Raw genomic sequence first — 18,039 nt, 5'->3', positions numbered from 1 at the left:
CGCGAACCGCACGACTAAAGTTTCCGTCGCGGCGGTCGATAGTCTCGTCAGAACATTGACGGATCTGTGGCCATGACCTCGAAGATCGACAGCCTTACCGCCGCCGGCATGCGCCAGCCGGACCCCACGCCCACGCGCGTCGCCTCCGCCCGTACTGCCGACACGCCGGCCGTCGCCTCCCCCGACCGCGTGGCACTCACCGTGGACGCGCAGAACCTCGCCGTCACGCGGTACAGCGCGGCCGCCCAGCCGGCGCCGTTCGACCACGCGAAGGTCGCCAGCCTGCGTTCGGCGATCGAGAGCGGCACCTACAAGGTCGACCCCCAGGCGATCGCCTCCCGCCTCATCGACATCGACAAGGCACTGCCGTGAATCCCCGCGCGACGGCGGCGCTGGCCGAACTCGAGGCGGCGCTCCTGGACGAACGCAACGCGCTCGTGTCGCGCGACACCGAGGCCCTCGGCGCCGCGGGCACGGCCAAGCTGGCGGCCTTGCGCGCCGCGGTCGGCACCTGCAGCGGCGACGACGACCCCGCGATGCGCGAGCGCATTCGCGCACTCGACGAGCTCAACCGGGCGAACGGCGCCTTGCTGGCCCGGCGCCGCAGCGAAGTCGCCTGGACCTTGCGCGCGCTCGGCCTCGAGAACGCCGCGGGCGGTTACGACGCGCGCGGCGCCCTCGACGGCGCCAGCGCCCTTCGTCACGGACGTGTGAAGGCGGAGGCCTGACATGCCATGATCGCGTACGGTACTGAACATGTGGACCTGTCCGAACGGACGCAGGTCCAAAAGCCCAGAGGCGCGATGCGATTCGTCAACGGCTCCCGAAGCGAAGGCGCGGATTTGCTCGATTCTCTCGCCGACGCTCTTCACGATCCGATGCTGGTCTTCGACGCCGGCCTGCGCGTGCTGTACGCGAACGATGCGGCGTTCCAGCTCGTGGCTCGCCTGCACGGCGCGACGCCTGCGCCGCTCGACGTGGTCGGCGCGTGGCACCCCGACCTCGTATCGCCGGCGGCGCTCGCGGTGGCGGCGACCGAAGGCGAATGGGTGGGGGAGGTCTCGCTGCCCGCCATGAGCGAGGCGCATCCGATCGCGCTGCGCGTGCAACTGGTGGCGCTGCGGTCGGCCGGCGAAGCGCGCTACGGGTTCGTCGCGCGCGACGTCTCGGCCGATCATGCCCGTCGCGACGAGCTCAGCAACCGCAACGCCGAACTCAAAGAGGCTTATCGCAAGCTCAAGGGCGCGCAGGAGCAGCTGATCCAGTCGGAAAAGCTCGCCTCCATCGGCCAGCTCGCCGCGGGCGTGGCGCACGAGATCAACAATCCGATCGGCTACGTGCATTCGAATCTCGGCACGCTGGCCGACTATTCGCGCCACCTCCTGACCCTGATCGGCACCTACGAGGAGGCGCTGCGTTCGCCCGGACCCGCCGCGACCGCCGAGATCGCCGAGCTGCGCCGCCGCTTCGACATCGACTTCGTCGTGGACGACCTGCCGGCGCTCCTGTCCGAATCGCGCGAAGGCATCGAGCGCGTACGCAAGATCGTGCAGGACCTCAAGGACTTTTCCCGCAGCGACCGCGGCGACGGCTGGGTGGTCGCCGACATCCACCGCGGCCTCGATTCGACGCTCAACATCGTCTGGAACGAGATCAAGTACAAGGGCCAGATCGTCAAGTCGTTCGGCGACCTTCCCGCCATCGAATGCCTGCCGTCGGAACTCAACCAGGTGTTCATGAACATCCTCATGAACGCCGCCCAGGCCATCAGCGATCAGGGCATCATCACCATCAGCACGGGCAGCGACGGCGGCCACGTCTGGGTCGCGATCGGCGACGACGGCGAGGGCATCCCCGAGACGAACCTGTTGCGCATCTTCGATCCGTTCTTCACCACCAAGCCGGTCGGCAAGGGCACCGGACTCGGACTTGCGATCTCCTACGGCATCGTCGCCAAGCACAACGGGCGCATCGACGTGACCAGCACGCCGGGCCAGGGCTCGATGTTCCGCATCGTCCTGCCGGTCAAACAACCGGCCGCACCCGCGGCCGAGTAAGGGGAGTGCCATGTTCCGGATACTTCTCGTCGACGACGAACCCAACGTGATCAACGCATTGAAGCGTTCGCTCGCGCGCATTCCGCTCGAAGACCTGGACGGCGAACCGCTCGACATCGTCGGCTACAGCTCGCCGCTCGATGCGCTGGCCACCGCGACGTGCCGCCGCTACGACCTCGTCATCTGCGACTACCGCATGCCGTTCCTCACGGGCATCGAGTTTCTCAGCCGCTTCATCGAGAAGCAGCCGGACGTCGCCCGCATGATCCTGTCGGGCTGCGCCGATCGCACTATCGTGGTGGAGGCGCTCAACGGCACGCAGATCTCGCGCTTCATCGACAAGCCGTGGGGCGAACACAACCTGCGCCAGAGCGTCGTGGCGCTGCTGCACCAGCAGGCCCGTCGCAACGGAACGAGCGCCGGCGACGACAGCGCCGCGCCGGGCTCGGATCGGCTGGAGCTCGACGAACTCGAGTTCGACTGTCCCGGAATCACCCACGTCGAGCGCGACGAACACGGCGCCATCCTGCTGTCGTTCGACGAGGAATGAACCGAACGATTCGCGGCGCGCGCGCGCCGGGGTCTAGGCGTACCCGGCGCGCGTCGTCGTCCGCGTCTCGTAGGTGCGGAACGCCTCGCCGATCTGCTTGCGCAGATCGTCGTCGTCCCAGGGCTTGGTGAGAAACTTGTAGATCGCGCCGCGATTGATCGCGTCGGTCACCGTCGCCACGTCGGTATGGCCCGACAGCACCATGCGCACCGTGTCCGGGTACATCTCCTTCACCTTGCTCAGGAAGTCGGTGCCGTTCATGCCGGGCATGCGCTGGTCCGACAGGATCACCTGTATCGAATTGCGCGCCAGGATGTCGAAACCCTGCTCGGCACTCGACGCCGGATAGATGCGGTAGCCGTCGCGGCGCAGCGTGCGCCCGAGCGCGCGCAGCACGTTCTCTTCGTCGTCGACGAGCAGCAGTCCGCGCTCGACGACGTGATGGCTGGCGAGATCCGGGCCGAGGAACCGGCGCTTGAGCAGCGTCACCGCGCGCGCCGCAGGGACCGGTTCGCCGAACACGTAGCCCTGGAACTCGTCGCAGTGGTTGCGCTTGAGATAGCCGATCTGCGCCGCGGTCTCGACGCCCTCGGCCATCACCTTGAGCTGCAGCTCGTGGCCCATCGCGGTGATCGCGCGCACGATCGCCGCTTCGCCGCTCTCCTGCGCGACGTCGCGCACGAAGCTCTGGTCGATCTTGAGCTTGTCGATGGGAAAGCGGCGCAGGTGCGCCAGGCTCGAATAGCCGATGCCGAAGTCGTCGAGGGCGAGGTGCACGCCGAGCTCGCGCAAGGCGTTCATGATCTCGGTCGCGCGCTCGACGTTCTCCATGATCGCGCTCTCGGTGATCTCGAGTTCGAGCAGGTCGGCGGGCAGGCCGGACGATTCCAGCGCGTCGCAGACCTCGTCGATGAACGAGAGCCGCTGCAGCTGCAGCGCGGAGACGTTCACCGCCACGCGCACGTCGTTGCAGCCGAAGTCGTGCCAGGTGCGCGCCTCGCGGCATGCCGCGCGCAGCACCCATCGGCCGAGTTCGACGATGATGCCGAGTTCCTCGGCGACGCCGATGAAGCGCCGCGGCGGCAGGAGGCCCATGTCCTTGGTATCCCAGCGCACCAGTGCTTCCATGCCGATGATGCGGCTGTCGTAGCTCGACACCTGCGGCTGGTAGTACAGCACGAGTTCGTCGTTGCGCACCGCGTCGCGCAGCCGGCTGCCGATCGAGAGCCGCTCGCGCAGTTCTTCCGCCTGTTCGTTGCCGAAGTGGTGGACCGAATTGCGGCCGTTGCGCTTGGCCCGCATCATCGCCGCCTCGGCGTAGTTGAAGAGATCTTCGGGCAGCGACGTGTTGTGGGGGTAGCTCGCGATGCCGATGGTCGCGCTGACGAAGATCTGGTACGTCGACAGTACGAACGGCAGCTCCAGCGCTTCGCGCAGGCTGTCGGCGAACGTCCGCGGGTCGAGCTGCCCGGGCAGGTAGCGCACCGCCGCGACGAACTCGTCGCCGGACACGCGCCAGAGCAGCCCGTGCTCGGCGATCGCCATCTGCAGCCGCTGGGCGAGCAGATGCAGCATCTCGTCGCCGGCGCGATAGCCCATGGTTTCGTTGATCGAATGGAACCGGTCGACGTCGAGGTAGAACACGCTGACGTGCTCGCCGCGCGTGCGCGCGTCGCGCAGTAGCGGTTCGAACGAATCGGCCGCGTCGACGAAGCGGGGCAGGGCGGTCACCACGTCGTGCCGCGCGAGATAGGCGAGCTCCGCCTCGTAGCGCCGCCGCTCGGTGAGATCGGTGCTGACACCGATGTAGTGCGTGGCCCGCCCGTCGGCATCGTGCACGGGCGCGAGCGTGAGCTGGTGCCAGAACACTCCGCCGTCCTTGCGGTAGTTGCGCAGCACCACGTTGCATTCGGTGCGCCGCGCTATCGCTTCGCGGATGATGTCGATCTCCGGCTGGCGGGTGTCGGTGCCCTGGAGGAAGCGGCAGTTGCGCCCGAGGATTTCCTCGGCGTCGTAGCCGGTGAGACGCTGGAAAGCGGCGTTGACGTAGATCGACGGCATGTCGGGCTGGCCGAGGTCGGCGATCAGCATGCCGCTCTGGCTCGACTCGAAAGCGCGTGCGAGGAGTCGCGAGCGCTCCTCGGTCGCCAGGCGCTCCGTGACGTCGTTGATGAGCACCAACCGGGCGGGCCGGCCGTCGAATTCGATGTCGTCGGCAAACACTTCCACATTGATGATGCTGCCGTCCTGGCGGCGGTGCAGGCTGGCGATCCCCCGAGTTGCCGCGCCGTTCGCGCTGGACCGACGCGGCGCGCTGCGCCACTCGGCCATGCGGATGTCGCCCAGCCGCATCGACAGGAATTCGTCGCGCCGGTAGCCGTAGTGCTCGATCGCCGCGTCGTTCACGGCGAGAAATTGCCGCGTGACGGCGTCGAACACCCACATCGGCATCGGGCTGCGTTCGAACATCAGGCGGTGGCGTCTTTCGCTCGCGGCGATCGTCACGAGATAGCGGGCCCGGTCGAGCGCGTAGCGGATGCTGCGTCCCAGCTGGCTGGCGTCGATCTGCCCCTTGACCAGGTAGTCGGCGGCGCCCGCCGTCATGGCGGCGAGGTCGATCTCGTGGCTACCGCGGCCGGTGAGCAGGATGATGGGACGCGTCACGCCGCGCCGCTGCGCTTCGGCGAGCCAGGCGAGGCCGCTTTCCGGGCCGATCCGGTAGTCGATGAGATAGACGTCGTGGCCGCCCTGCTCGGCGCGCGCGAGCCCCTCGTCGTATCGCGGCGTCCAATCGACCGTCGCGTCGAAGTCCTCGATCTCGGAGAACATCGCGCGAGCCAGGATGAAGTCTTCTTCGTCGTCGTCGACGATCAGCACCGAAAGCGCGGTCTTCGGCATGCCGTTCATCGCGGTTGCTCTGGCAAGTCGACCACGGAGAACCAGTAGCGGCCCAGCGTCGAGGCGATCTCCACCAGCGCGCCGAAACTGCCGGGTTTCTGGATGAACGAATTGCAGCCGGCCTGATAGGCGCGCGCGACGTCTACTTCCGCCGACGATGTCGTCAGCACGACGACCGGAATGTGCTTGAGCGTGGGATCGGACTTGATCTGCGCCAGCGCCTCGCGCCCGTCGACGCGCGGCATGTTGAGGTCGAGCAGGATCAGTCCCGGCAGCGGCGGTGCCGTCGCGGCGTAGCGGTCGCGGCCCTTGAGGTAGTCGAGGAGTACCTCGCCGTCTTCGACGAACTGCATGGGATTGTCGATCCGGGCCGCGCGGAACGCCTCCATCGTCAGACGGCAGTCGTCCGGATCGTCGTCGGCGAGCAGCACGGAAATCGAGCTATCCAGCCGTGGCATTGAGGTCATGCATGTCTCCCTTCCGTCGCCGGATTCGAAGTCCGCGGCTGCGTCTGCCGCATCGGCATCTCGATCGTGAAGCGCGCCCCCAGACCGGGCTGTCCGTGTGCCGCGAGCAGGCCGCCGTGGCGCTCGACGATACGGCGCACGATCGCGAGCCCGATGCCGGACCCTTCGTATTCGTTGCGGCCGTGCAGGCGCTGGAACGGCGCGAAGATGCGTTCGCCGTAGCGATTGTCGAACCCGATGCCGTTGTCCTCGATCTCGATGCGCAGCCAGTCGGCAATCGTGCTGCCGGGCTGGGCGATCGGCCTCGCGCGCACCTCGACGCGCACGGCGCGCGCGGGATCGCGGAACTTGAGCGCGTTGGCGATGAGATTCTGCAGCAATTGCCGCATTTGCGTGGCGTCGGCCTCGATCGGGGGCAGGGTGTCGAAGGCGACCGTCGCACCGCTCTCGGCGACGCGCGCGTCAAGGTCGACCAGCACCTCGCGCAGCACCTGGTCGAGGTCGACGCGGCTGACGCTGCGGCTGCTCGTCGAGACGCGCGAATAGGCGAGCAGGTCGTCGATCAGCCGTTGCATGCGCTCGGCCGCCGCCCGCATGCGCTCGATGTAGTCGACGGCCTGCGCGTCGAGCGTGTCTCCGGCATGGGTGCGCAGGCGGTCTCCGAACGCGCGCACCTTGCGCAGCGGCTCCTGCAGGTCGTGCGAGGCCACGAAAGCGAACTCCTCGAGTTCGCGGTTGTTCGCCGCCGTGGTCCGCAGCGCCGTCTCGAGTTCGACGCGTGCCTGGGTGTGCCGCGTCACGTCCCGCGCGATCACGTAGATGCCTGCCGTCTCGCCGTCGACGACGATCGGCAGCGTCGTGGTCGCGGCGTTGTAGCGCGAGCCGTCGGGTCTGACGCCTTCGTGGTCGAAGCGGCAGACTTCGCCGGCGAGCGCGCGGCTCATGCAGGATGCCGCCTCGTCGCGGCTCTCCGGCGCGACGAAGTCGGCAAAGTTGCGACCGAGGATCCGCTCGCGCGCATGGCCGCTCATTTCCAGCGCGGCGTGGTTGCAGTCGACGATGCGGCCGTCGGCGCCGATCGCGTAGACGGCCTCCGGCACGTAGGCGAACAGCGAGCGCAGGCGCTGCTCGCGGTCGGCGATGCGCGCCCGCGCGCGCTCGGCGTCGAGCGCGATCGCGGCAATGGCGACCACCGACGCGATCTTTTCGAGTTCGGCCGCCACCGGTTCGCGCGGCTGGCGGTAGTACACCGCGAACGTCGCGACGACGTTTCCGTCCTTGTCCGGCACCGGCGTCGACCAGCATGCGCGCAACCCGAAGCGCAGCGCCGCGTCGCGCCAGGGCGCCCACAGCGGGTCGTGCTCGACATCGGAGACGATCACCTGCTCGCGCCGCCACGCCGCCGTGCCGCAGCTTCCCGCGGCCGGCCCGATCTCGATGCCGTCGATCAGACGGGAATACTCCTCCGGAAGCTTCGGTGCGGCGGCGGTATGCAGGCGCCCGTCCTCGAGCAGCAGAATCGAGCAGGCGGCGTCGGGAAACCGACGCTCGTACAACTCGGCGATGGCGACCAGCGTCTGCGACAGCGGAGCGCCGCTGGCGATCGCGCGCAGCACCTCGGCGCGTGCGATCGCCTGCTGCTCGGCCGACTTGCGCTCGGTCACGTCCTGGCTCGTTCCGACGATGCGAGCGGGCGCTTCGTCGGTGCCGGCGTCCACGCGGGCCTCGGAATGGATCCAGCGCTGTATGCCGTCCAACGGCACGATGCGGTAGTCGAGCGCGAACGGCTCGCCGTGTTCGAACGCGCGGGCGACCGCGGCGTTGAGCTTGTCGCTGTCTTGCGCGTTGACGAGCGGCCAGATCGCGTCGGCATTGGGCGGATCCGCACCCGGTTCCAGCCCGAACAGGCGGAACATCTGTTCCGACCAGGTGCGCCGGCGCTCGCCGCCGGGCAGCAGTTCGACCTCCCAGCTGCCGAGTTGCGCGACGCGTTCGGCCTCCGCGAGCAACGCCCGGCTGCGGGCCAGCACGCCGAGTTGCGTGCGCAGGTCGGCCTGGGTGGCGAAGAGTTCGTCGATCAGCTTCGACCAGCCGATCGAGATGGAGAACGTCTGCGCGAACTGCAGCAGGATGAGCTCGTCTTCCGCCGTGAAATCGCCCTCGGTGCGATCGGAAAGCTGCAGGACCCCGATCACGCCGCCACGGCGGTCGCGCAGCGGCACGGACAGCAAACCGCGCAGCGGCAACTGACCGGGTTCGCGGGCACCGCGCGCCGCAAGCGCCGCTTCCGACAGCCGCAGCGCGCCGCGCCTGTCGTCGCCGTGCACGCCGATCGCGGTTTCCGCGTCCCGCCACTGCGCGTACTTGTCCGAAAGCGAGACGATGGTAGCGGCCGATGCGCCGCACGTGGCGTCCAGCGTGGCGCTGCCGATGTGCGCGCCGATCGCTTCGCGCACTTCCTCGACCAGCACGTTGGGGAGGTCGGGATCGCCGAGCTTGCTCGATGCGATCAGCGAGACGTGACGCAGCGCGCGCAACTGCATGGCCTGGCGTTCCGCGCGCTGCAGCGTGGCGGCGAGCGCGAGCGCGGCCTCCTTCTCGGCACTGACGTCTCGCAGGTACAGCGCGATCCCGTCCGGCTGCGCGAAGGCGCGCACGGCGATGACGCGCGAGGCGTGGGCGACGATCTCGAAGTCGGCCGTGCGGCGTTCCAGAAGCGTGGCGGACAGCTGTTCGTGATACCGCGCCAGCAGGGCCGACGTTTCGAACGGCTGGCCGACGGCCGCGACCGGATCGAGCGCCAGCATCTGCGCCGCGCTGGCATTGACGAAGGTGAGGCGCCGGTCGCGATCGATCGTCACGAAGCCGTCGCTGATCGTCGCAAGCACCGAATCGGTGCGATCGCGCAAGGTCTGCAGCACGGCGTCGGTGCGGCGGTGCGCGTCGATCTCGTCCCGCAGGCCCACGTTCGCACGTTCCGCGCGGCGTGCGCTCTCGTCGGCCTGCGACGCCAGCCGCAGCGACAGAACCAGCAGCGCGGCCACGCCGAAGCCCCCGAGCAGCACGAGGTCGGGCTGGTGCGACGACACCAGCCCCAGTGCCACGGTCTGCGGCGCGACGGCCAGCGTCAAGGTTTCGTCGCCGGCTCGCAACGACGCCCGGTGCGTCCATCGGAGGTCGGGCGAGCCGAGCGCGAACCAGCGCCGGTCGCCGCTGCGCAGTTCGGCGGCGTAGCGGCCGTCGATCGGTTCGAGCACACGGCGCATGAACGGGTCGAGGAACATCGACGCCGCGAGCGTTCCCCCGCCATTGCGCCACATGAACTCGATCACCGTCCGACCGCCCGCCTCGGCGATGCGCGTGCCCTGCGTGATCGTATGCAGATGCGCGGCGGCATCCGCTGCCGCGGCGCCGTCGCGCGCCAAGCTCCAGGCCCCGGCGCGGTGGCGCCATTCGAGCGAGGCAACGTCCGGATAGTCGCGCAGGTAGATGGTGGCTTCGCGGCGGAAAGCGTTCTCGTCGCCCTGCGCGGCCAGGCGATCGGCAAGACGCGTCATGGCGTCGTCGATCAGGTCCAGTTCGCGGCCCACCTGATGCCTGGCGAAGCCGAGCACGGTCTGCGTCGATGCGCCGACGCGCACTTCTTCCTGCGCGATCAGCACCAGCCACACGGTGACGCCGGCCGCGATCGTCAGCACGCCGATGGAAATCGGCAGCCAGTTGCGCCGACGGTCGGTCGCGGGCAGCAAGGCCAGCATCCCGACGCCGAACGAGCCGTAGCCGAGCGCAGCCAGCCATGAGGTCAGGGCGTCGGACGAACTGCGTATCGATTCGATGTCGAAAACGCGACCGCACAGCGCGGTGATGGCGATCAGCACGGTCATGACGCCGCACGTCCAGGTGATGGCGCTGCGCACTCGCGATTCGCGCCTGCTCGGCCAGACGGCAACGCCGATACCGCCCAACGACAGCGCGAGGGCCGAGTTCGGCAGCGAGACGAGCCGGTTTTCGGTCCAGGCATTGGCCGGTACGACCAGTTCGGCGGCGAGCACGGCGACGGCATACAGGCAGACCGGCAGTGCCAGCAGGCGTCCGAGGCGCTCGCGGCCCGTCGCGACGCAATACAAAGCGGTGGCGAGGAAGGCGAGGGCCACCGACGTCAACGGGCGCATGGTCGCGCCCGGAAGATACGTTTCGACGAAACCGCCGGACAGCCATTGGACGAGGCCGGCGGCCGCAATCAGGCCGACCGCCGCCGTCGCAAACCTGCCGGCGCCCGTTTGCGGCGATCGGAATTTGGTTACTTCGAGCGCTTGTCGACTAAACCCCATTCGCAAATATTCCCTTCCGCACGACAACGTCAGGGTCGTCTGATCTTAACCCCATGCGAACGCGAATGGCCGCCTTCCCGAAACGGCCCTTGCCTGCCGCATGCAAGCGCGATACCGGGGCGACGGCCATCGCCGCGCCTGTCCCGCAAGACATCGCTCAAGATTGCGCCGCCGCGGCCGACATCGATCCCATGTCCCGAGGTCACCCATGTCCGATCCCATCGTCTTCGCCTTCAGTACGGATCCCGACCCGGTCGCTGCCGTCGCCGAGCTCGCCGCTCGGTTTTCGCCGTGCGTGCCGGACCTGATCCTGTTCTTCTGCTCGCCCGGCTACGATCTCGACGCGCTCGGCGACGCGCTCGCCGGCACGTTCGCCGGCACCGTCGTCGGCTGCACCAGTGCCGGGCAGATCGGCCCCGACGGCTTCGCGCCCGGCGGCATCTGCGCGATGGCCCTGTGCGGCGGCGCGGTGCGCGCCACCGCGCATCTGGTGCAGCCGCTGTCGGAATGCCACCTGCAGGCGGTGCAGATCGCCGGCCGCGTGCACCGGCAGGCCGAGCTCGGCGACAAGAACGTGCGCCGTTTCGGGCTGCTTCTGTGCGACGGGCTGTCGATGTGCGAGGAACGGCTCGCCGCGGCGCTGTACCAGGCGCTCGGCGCGATACCCGTCGTGGGTGGCTCGGCCGGCGACGACATGGCCTACGTGCGCACCGGCGTGTACTGCGGCGGGCGCTTCCTCAGCGACGCGGCGGTCTTTCTCGCCTGCGACACCACCATGCCGTTCGTGGCCTTCAAGCTGCAGCACTTCGTTCCCACCGCGACCAAGCTCGTGGTGACGCAGACGAGCCTCGGCGACCGCACCATCCGCGAGCTCAACGGCATGCCGGCGGCCGAAGCCTACGCGGCGGCGGTCGGCGTGGACTGCGAGGCGCTCGACGCGCACCTGTTCGCGCGCCGGCCGCTGCTGTTGCGGTTCGGCGACGACTACTTCGTTCGCGCGATCCGCAAGGTGAACCCCGACGCCTCCTTCACCTGCTTCGGCGCGGTCGAGACCGGCGCCGTGGTCACGCTCGGCGAGGCGATCGATCCGATCGCGACGGTGGAGCAGGCATTCGAGCGGATCCGTGCCGACATCGGCGAGCCGCAGGCGATCCTGGCATTCGATTCGGTCCTGCGACGGCTGGAACTCGAGGCCGGCGGCCTGCTCGCACGCATGAACGCGTTGTTCGGTGCGCATCGCGTGCTCGGCTTCTCCACCTACGGCGAACAGTTCAACGGCCAGCACGTGAACCAGACGCTCTGCGGCCTCGCCCTGGGACAACCGGCATGAAGATCGACGACCGTGAAACGACATACGCCACGGCAACGGTCGAAGACGGCTCCGGCAGCTGCCTCGGCCGCCGCATCGCGACGCTGACGCGCATGCTGGCCGCGCGCGACCGCACGATCGAGGTGCTCATACAGCGCATCGAATCGCGCAGCGCGCGCGAAGGCTCGGCGTACGCGGTGCTCGAGCAGAACATCGCGCTCGAGCAGGTGGTATCGCGCAAGACCCGCGAGCTCGAGTGCGAGCGCGAGCAGCTCAAGACGGCCGTCGACGAACTGCGCAGCACCCAGGTGCGCCTGCTGCAGGCGCAGAAGATGGAATCGATCGGCCAGCTCGCGGCGGGCGTCGCGCACGAAATCAACACGCCCACCCAGTACGTGTCGGACAACATCGCTTTCCTGCGCAACGCGTTCGACCGCACGTTCGAGGCGCTCGACACGGCGTTCGCCACGCTCGATGCGCTGCGCGAAGTCCGGATCGGCCCCGACGGCATTGGGGCCGCCCTGGGCAGGATCGACCGCCGCAAACTCGACTTCGTGCGCGAGAACGCCGCCGCCGCTTTCAGCGAATCGCAGGACGGGCTGAACCGCGTGGCGACGATCGTCGCGGCGATGAAGCAGTTCTCGCATCCCTCCGCCGGCGAAAAGGAACTCGTGGACCTCGCCGAGATCGTGCGTACGACGGTGACCGTCGCGCGCAACGAGTGGAAATACGTCGCTGCACTGGATATGCAGTTCGACCCGCAGCTGCCCGAAGTGCGCTGCCTGCGCGACGAGGTGAGCCAGGTCATCCTCAATCTCGTCGTCAACGCGGCGCATGCGATCGCCGACGTCGTCGCGGGCGACCGCGAGGCGCGCGGCCGCATCGTCATCAGCACGCACCTCGACGGCGACGTCGCGGAACTGCGCGTGAGCGACACGGGCACCGGCATTCCAGAGAAGATCCGCGCCCGCGTCTTCGATCCGTTCTTCACCACCAAGGGTGTGGGGCAGGGCACGGGGCAGGGGCTTGCCATGGCCTACTCGACCATCGTCGACAAGCACGGCGGACAGATCTACCTCGAAAGCGAAGTCGGCACCGGCACCACGTTCTTTGTGCGGCTGCCGATCGTACCGCCCTGCGCCGAGCACGTGTCATGCGGGTGATGTTCGTCGACGACGAGCAGCGCGTGCTCGACGGCATCGCCCGCATGCTGTTCGCGTTCGATTGCGACTGGGACGTGAGCTACGCCCTGGGCGGCCCCGAAGCGCTCGCGGCGATCGAGGCCGAAGCGGTCGACATCGTCGTGACCGACATGCGCATGCCGGTCATGGATGGGGCGGAGCTGCTGCAACGCGTGCGGCAGGTCGCACCCGCGACGCTGCGCATGATCCTTTCGGGTCACACCGACGCCGACGCCGCGCTGCGCGCGCTCGACGTCGCCCACCAGTTCCTTTCCAAGCCGTGCGAGCCGGCCGTGCTGATCGCGGCGATCGAACGGCTGGCGACGCTGCAACGGCTGCTCGACGATCCGCAGCTGCGCGAACGCGTCGGCAGGATAGGCCAGTTGCCGCCGGCTCCGCGCGTATACGCCGAGCTCAACCGGCTGCTCGCCGACCCGAACGGCGATGCCAAGGGTGCCGCCGATATCCTCGCCGGCGATCCGGCGCTCGGTGCCAAGGTGCTGCATCTGGCGAATTCCGCCTTCTTCGGAACCAAACGCTCGATCAGCGACGTGCGCACGGCCGTTACCCGCGTGGGGCTGTCGATGCTCCGCACGCTGGTGCTCGCAAGCGAGGTGTTCGCCGGCACGCAGAATCAGGCCGCGATCGCCGCGTTGCAGGCGCGCGCCCTCAGGGCTTCGGTGCTCGCAGCCCGGATCGCCCACGGCATGGCCGATTGCGACGGCGTCGAGACGGCCGCGCTGCTCGCCGACGTCGGACTGCTGCCTTGCCTGGCCGACGCGACCGGCGCCGGCGGCCACGCGGAAGTCGGCGCCTACCTGCTCGGCTTGTGGGGCCTGCCGGTGCCGATCGTGGAGGCCGTGGCGTTCCATCACCGGCCCGGCGAGGTCGAAACGAAACGGCTGGGCATGGTCGGCGTCGTACACATTGCCGCGGCACTGGCCGGCGACGCGGAGCCCGACATGGAGTTCGTGGGGCGCTTCGGCCGCGAAAATAAAGTGCACGAGTGGAAAAAAATGGCCGACTCGCTGAAGGGGGACAGCCCATGACCGCCACGCAGCCGCGCATCCTTTGCGTCGACGACGAACCGAACCTGCTGTCGGCGCTGTACCGCACGCTGTGCGAGGACTACGACGTGACCACGGCGCATGGCGGTGCCGAAGCGCTGGCGATCCTCGCTCGCGAAGCGCCGTTCGAGGTGGTGGTGTCCGACATGCGCATGCCGCAGATGGACGGCGCCGCGTTCCTCGCCCGCGTCAAGGAGGGATGGCCGGATGCCGTCCGCGTGCTGCTGACCGGCCAGACGGACATGACGCAGGCCATCTCGGCCATCAACGAGGGCGCGATCTTCCGCTACCTTGCCAAGCCGTGTCCCCAGGAAGAACTGCGTCGAACCCTCGAATCGGCCGTGGCCAAGTACCGGTGCGATCAGAACGAGCGGCATCTCCTGGAGAGTACGCTCACCGCGCTGGTGAAGACCTTGACCGAAATCCTCGCGCTGGCGACGCCGTGGGCCTTTCACCGCTCGTCGATCGCCGTGGCTTGCGTGCGGCACGCGCTGCCGCGGCTGCGTTGGCGCAATCCGTGGATCTACGAGGTAGCGGCATCGCTCAGCCAGATCGGATGCATCGGGATTCCGCGCGACGTGCTGATCCGCGATGCGGCACGTCGCCCGCTGACGGCGCCCGAGTCGAAGCTGATCGCCGAGCATCCCGACGCTGCGTCCAAACTGCTGGCTGCGATTCCGCGCCTCGAGAAAGTGGCGCAGATCGTCCGCTACCAGGGCGCGCCGCCACCGCGCGGTACCGATCCGGAGGTGCAGCGTGGCGCCGAACTGCTGAGGGCGGTGCTGACCCTGGAGCGCAATGCCTCGCTCGGCCAGGGAGGCAGGGTGCGGCAACAGCTCGAGGCGATCTATCCGGCGCTGCCCGACGAGGTTGTCGGCGCGCTGGCGGACTTCCGCGGCGCGGTCAGCGAAATGCGCATCGCCTTCGTGGCCGAGCTTCGCCCCGGCTGGGTGCTTGAACAGGACGTCTACACGACTACGGGAATGCTGCTGCTGTCGAAGGGGCACGAACTCACCGACACCGCCATCCTCGCGCTGCGGCGCCAACTGGCCTGCAACGCACTCGCCGAACCCATCCATGTGCGCTGCCACGCGCCCGCTCGCGCCGAGGCATGACGCGCACGCGAGGGAAACGCGACATCACGGGTTCAAGAACCTTCCGCCGACGCCGATAGATGAGCTCGCCGACCGGCCGAATGCCGCACGGCGCGAGCACGATCCACCCCTTCCACGCGGAGGCCGAGGCCAGCCATGCGCTTTCTCAAACTCGATTTTCTGCGCCGCAGGCGCATCGGAACCAATATCAACCTGCTTCTCGCGGCTTGTGCACTGCTGGTCGTGGCGCTGTGCGCGGCCGGACTTGCGAACCAGCGCAGCACGCTGTTGCGCGACCAACTGCGCTTGACGCGCCACGAAGTCGAAACCGCGTTGAGTATTGTCACACATTTTCACAACATGGCATCGGCGGGAAAACTCGCCGACGTCGAGGCGCGCGACGCTGCCATGTCGGCGCTGCGCGAGCTGCGCTACGGCGACAACGACTATTTCTGGATCCAGGACGCCGAGCCCCGCATGCTGATGCATCCGATCAAGACCGAGCTCGTCGGCCGCGACGTCGGCGACATGGTCGACCCGGACGGCGTCAGGATCTTCAAGGAGTTCGCCCGGATCGCGCAAACCGAGGGTTCGGGTTTCCTGCACTACGAATGGTCCCGGCCCGGCGGCGGTGCCGACGAGCCGAAGATCGCGTTCGTCGGCACCTTCAAGCCATGGGGCTGGATCGTCGGCACGGGCATCTACGTCGGCGACGTCGACAAAGAAATCTGGAGCCTCGCCACGGGCTACGCCGCGGCCACCCTCGGCGTGCTGCTGCTCCTGTTCGCGCTGGTGCGGATCGTAGCGAGATCCATCACCGACCCGATCGAGGACGCCGTGGCACAGGCGCGCCGACTCTCGCAAGGGTGCCTCGACGCCGTCGCCGACGATCGCCGGGCGAACAACGAGGTGGGCAACCTGCAACGCTCGCTCGACGCCATCCGCGACACCCTCGCCGGCTTCATAGAGGAGCAGGAAACGCTGGCGCGCCAGCATGAGGACGGATTTATTTCGGCGGTGATTCCGGCGGAGCGCTTCGAGGGCGCGTTTCGCAAGGTCGCCGAACAGCTCAACGAGCTCGTGAGGTCGCACATCGCAGTGAAGATGCGGCTCGTCGAGGTGGCCGGACGCTATGCCGTCGGCGATTTCTCGATCGACATGGACCGGCTGCCGGAAGAAAAAGCGGTGCTCACCCATACCATGGACCGCGCCAAGGCGAACCTGCAGGCCATGAACGGCGAGATCCTCGCCATCGTCGGCGCGGCAAGCCGAGGGGACCTTCGGCGGCGCGGCGACGAGTCGCGTTTCGAATACGGCTATCGCGACATGATCGCGGGCATAAACCATACGCTCGATGCGATCGTCGGCCCCGTCACGGACGTCTCTCGCGTGCTGTCCGCCGTATCCCTGGGCGATCTCACCGAGCGCATCGGCGCATCCTACGCCGGCGCCTTCGAGCAACTGGCGCAGGATACGAACGAGTCCGTCGCACAACTCGCCGGCATCGTCCAGGGCATCAAGTCGGCGGTCGATTCGATCACGGCCGCTGCGGGAGAAATCGCAGCCGGCAACCTGGACCTCTCGAACCGTACCGAGCAGCAGGTGGCGAGTCTGGAAGAAACCGCGTCCTCGATGGAGGAACTCACCTCGACCGTCAAACAGAACGCGGACAACGCGAAGCAGGCCAACGACCTCGCGTTGGGCGCCGCGCAGATCGCCGAAGAGGGCGGCAAGATGGTCGAGCGCGTCGTCGCGACGATGGCGCAGATCGCGGGCTCGTCCGAGAAGATCGTGGACATCATCGGCGTCATCGACGGCATCGCATTTCAGACCAACATCCTCGCCCTCAATGCGGCCGTAGAGGCGGCGCGTGCCGGCGAACAGGGTCGCGGATTCGCGGTCGTCGCGGCCGAAGTGCGGAATCTGGCACAGCGATCGGCCGGCGCGGCGAAGGAAATCAAGACGCTGATCGACGAATCCGTCGGACGCGTCGAGGCCGGCTCGGCGCTCGTCGGCCAGGCGGGAAAGACCATGGCTGCCATCGTGACCTCGGTGCAGCGGGTCGTTCAGATCATCGGCGAGATCTCCGTTGCCTCGAAGGAGCAACATACGGGCATCGAACAGGTCAACGCCACGATTACCCAGATGGACGAGGCGACGCAACAGAACGCCGCCCTGGTGGAGGAGGCGACGGCTACGGCGCGCTCACTGGAGGACCAGGCGCGTGCGCTGGTCGCGGCGGTCGCGCGATTCAAGCTCGATTCCCGGCGCCAGACGCCGAAGGCCAAGATCGCCGTGGTCGCGGCCTGAGCAAAGATCCCTGCCGGCTGGCCGCACCCGTCGGCGGCCAAGCCGGCCGAGGCATCCGGCAGCGCAGAATCGGCAGCCTTCGGCGCTGGGCATCGCCACGCACGGAACCGCGAGGATGCCGAGCGCGCGCCTTTCGGGGCGAGCTGCCGGCATCGGCCGGCAGCGTGATCGCGGCGCTCCCGGATTGGCGTTCCTGCTTGCGCGTCAATCTCTCGACGCGCGCGACGGCATCGCGACGCCTAGGCGCTCAAATCGAGCTCAAGACCCAGGTCGGACAAGGCGTTGCGGAACACGCCGTAGGCGCATTCGAGATCGGCTTCCGAATAGCCGACCTGCGCGTCGGAGAGCCATGCCATCCGTGCTGCCGGGTCGTAGCCCCAGGTCCAGCTCATGTAGCCGTCGCCGGCGGCAAGCCGGTCCAGCGCGGATTCGACCGACAGCGGATGACGGCTGGTTTCGGGGCGGCCTATCGGCAGTTCCGCGTAATACGGCAGCGCCGACGGATCGCCGCCATGCGCGGCCAGCTTGCGCATCCGCCGGGCATCGTTGGGGCTCAGGCCGACTTCGCAACCGAGGTCGGCGAGCCGGTCAAACAGCCATTCGGCGTCGGCGGCGCAGGCCTGCGCGCGCAGGTACTCGCGCTCGGCGCGCAGGAGGTCGGCGGCGCGAGTCGCGCACGACGCAAGCTCGGCGCGCAACTGGTCGAGACGCGAGGCGAGGATGGCGCGGTCGAACATGACGGTCTCCGCTAGAACCCGGGGGTTGTACGCCCGGG

Annotated in this window: 13 protein-coding genes; 9 read left to right on the top strand and 4 right to left on the bottom strand. The window is 68.3% G+C overall.

Annotated features, from left to right (window positions below; all coding sequences use genetic code 11):
• Positions 1-72: 72 nt before the first annotated feature.
• From flgM to OD750_RS09790, 4 genes are all read left to right on the top strand, one after another.
• The gene (gene flgM, locus OD750_RS09805) at positions 73-372 is read left to right on the top strand and encodes a flagellar biosynthesis anti-sigma factor FlgM (RefSeq protein WP_263545256.1); all 300 of its coding nucleotides are present in this window, start codon (positions 73-75) and stop codon (positions 370-372) included.
• Positions 369-728 carry a flagellar protein FlgN gene (locus OD750_RS09800; RefSeq protein ID WP_263545255.1) on the top strand — a complete coding sequence of 120 codons (360 nt, stop codon included), beginning with the start codon at positions 369-371 and terminating at the stop codon, positions 726-728. The genes flgM and OD750_RS09800 overlap by 4 nt, the downstream gene beginning before the upstream one ends.
• Before the next feature lie 75 nt (positions 729-803).
• Complete coding sequence (locus OD750_RS09795; RefSeq protein ID WP_263545254.1) at positions 804-2,057, top strand: ATP-binding protein; 1,254 nt, start codon at positions 804-806, stop codon at positions 2,055-2,057.
• Positions 2,058-2,067: 10 nt separating this feature from the next.
• On the top strand, positions 2,068-2,607 hold the full coding sequence (locus tag OD750_RS09790) for a response regulator (RefSeq protein ID WP_263545253.1): 540 nt from the start codon (positions 2,068-2,070) through the stop codon (positions 2,605-2,607).
• A 33-nt stretch (positions 2,608-2,640) separates the two neighbouring features.
• Here the strand turns inward: OD750_RS09790 and OD750_RS09785 are convergent, their stop codons facing one another.
• The 3 genes from OD750_RS09785 to OD750_RS09775 are packed head-to-tail and all read right to left on the bottom strand — an operon-like array spanning position 2,641 to position 10,144.
• The gene (locus OD750_RS09785; RefSeq protein WP_263545252.1) at positions 2,641-5,505 is read right to left on the bottom strand and encodes an EAL domain-containing protein; all 2,865 of its coding nucleotides are present in this window, start codon (positions 5,503-5,505) and stop codon (positions 2,641-2,643) included.
• A gap of 5 nt (positions 5,506-5,510) precedes the next feature.
• Complete coding sequence (locus OD750_RS09780) at positions 5,511-5,972, bottom strand: response regulator (RefSeq protein ID WP_263545251.1); 462 nt, start codon at positions 5,970-5,972, stop codon at positions 5,511-5,513.
• A complete protein-coding gene (locus tag OD750_RS09775) occupies positions 5,969-10,144 on the bottom strand; it encodes a PAS domain S-box protein (RefSeq protein WP_263545250.1) in 4,176 nt (1,391 codons plus the stop codon). Before OD750_RS09775 ends, OD750_RS09780 begins: the two co-directional genes overlap by 4 nt.
• Before the next feature lie 367 nt (positions 10,145-10,511).
• Here OD750_RS09775 and OD750_RS09770 point away from each other — a divergent pair, with 367 nt between their 5' ends.
• The 5 genes from OD750_RS09770 to OD750_RS09750 all read left to right on the top strand — a co-directional run bounded on the left by OD750_RS09770 (position 10,512) and on the right by OD750_RS09750 (position 17,264).
• Positions 10,512-11,633 carry an FIST N-terminal domain-containing protein gene (locus OD750_RS09770; protein ID WP_263545249.1) on the top strand — a complete coding sequence of 374 codons (1,122 nt, stop codon included), beginning with the start codon at positions 10,512-10,514 and terminating at the stop codon, positions 11,631-11,633.
• A complete protein-coding gene (locus OD750_RS09765; RefSeq protein WP_263545248.1) occupies positions 11,630-12,775 on the top strand; it encodes a sensor histidine kinase in 1,146 nt (381 codons plus the stop codon). The genes OD750_RS09770 and OD750_RS09765 overlap by 4 nt, the downstream gene beginning before the upstream one ends.
• On the top strand, positions 12,766-13,842 hold the full coding sequence (locus OD750_RS09760; RefSeq protein ID WP_263545247.1) for a response regulator: 1,077 nt from the start codon (positions 12,766-12,768) through the stop codon (positions 13,840-13,842). The genes OD750_RS09765 and OD750_RS09760 overlap by 10 nt, the downstream gene beginning before the upstream one ends.
• A complete protein-coding gene (locus tag OD750_RS09755; protein ID WP_263545246.1) occupies positions 13,839-14,975 on the top strand; it encodes a response regulator in 1,137 nt (378 codons plus the stop codon). The genes OD750_RS09760 and OD750_RS09755 overlap by 4 nt, the downstream gene beginning before the upstream one ends.
• A gap of 135 nt (positions 14,976-15,110) precedes the next feature.
• Positions 15,111-17,264 carry a methyl-accepting chemotaxis protein gene (locus OD750_RS09750; protein ID WP_272841911.1) on the top strand — a complete coding sequence of 718 codons (2,154 nt, stop codon included), beginning with the start codon at positions 15,111-15,113 and terminating at the stop codon, positions 17,262-17,264.
• A 239-nt stretch (positions 17,265-17,503) separates the two neighbouring features.
• Here the strand turns inward: OD750_RS09750 and OD750_RS09745 are convergent, their stop codons facing one another.
• Positions 17,504-18,001 carry a hypothetical protein gene (locus tag OD750_RS09745; protein WP_263545245.1) on the bottom strand — a complete coding sequence of 166 codons (498 nt, stop codon included), beginning with the start codon at positions 17,999-18,001 and terminating at the stop codon, positions 17,504-17,506.
• Between the last annotated feature and the right edge of the window lie 38 nt (positions 18,002-18,039).

This window comes from Tahibacter soli (assembly GCF_025717065.2).
Classification (GTDB): domain Bacteria; phylum Pseudomonadota; class Gammaproteobacteria; order Xanthomonadales; family Rhodanobacteraceae; genus Tahibacter; species Tahibacter soli.
This window is presented reverse-complemented; position numbering and strand designations above follow the sequence as displayed.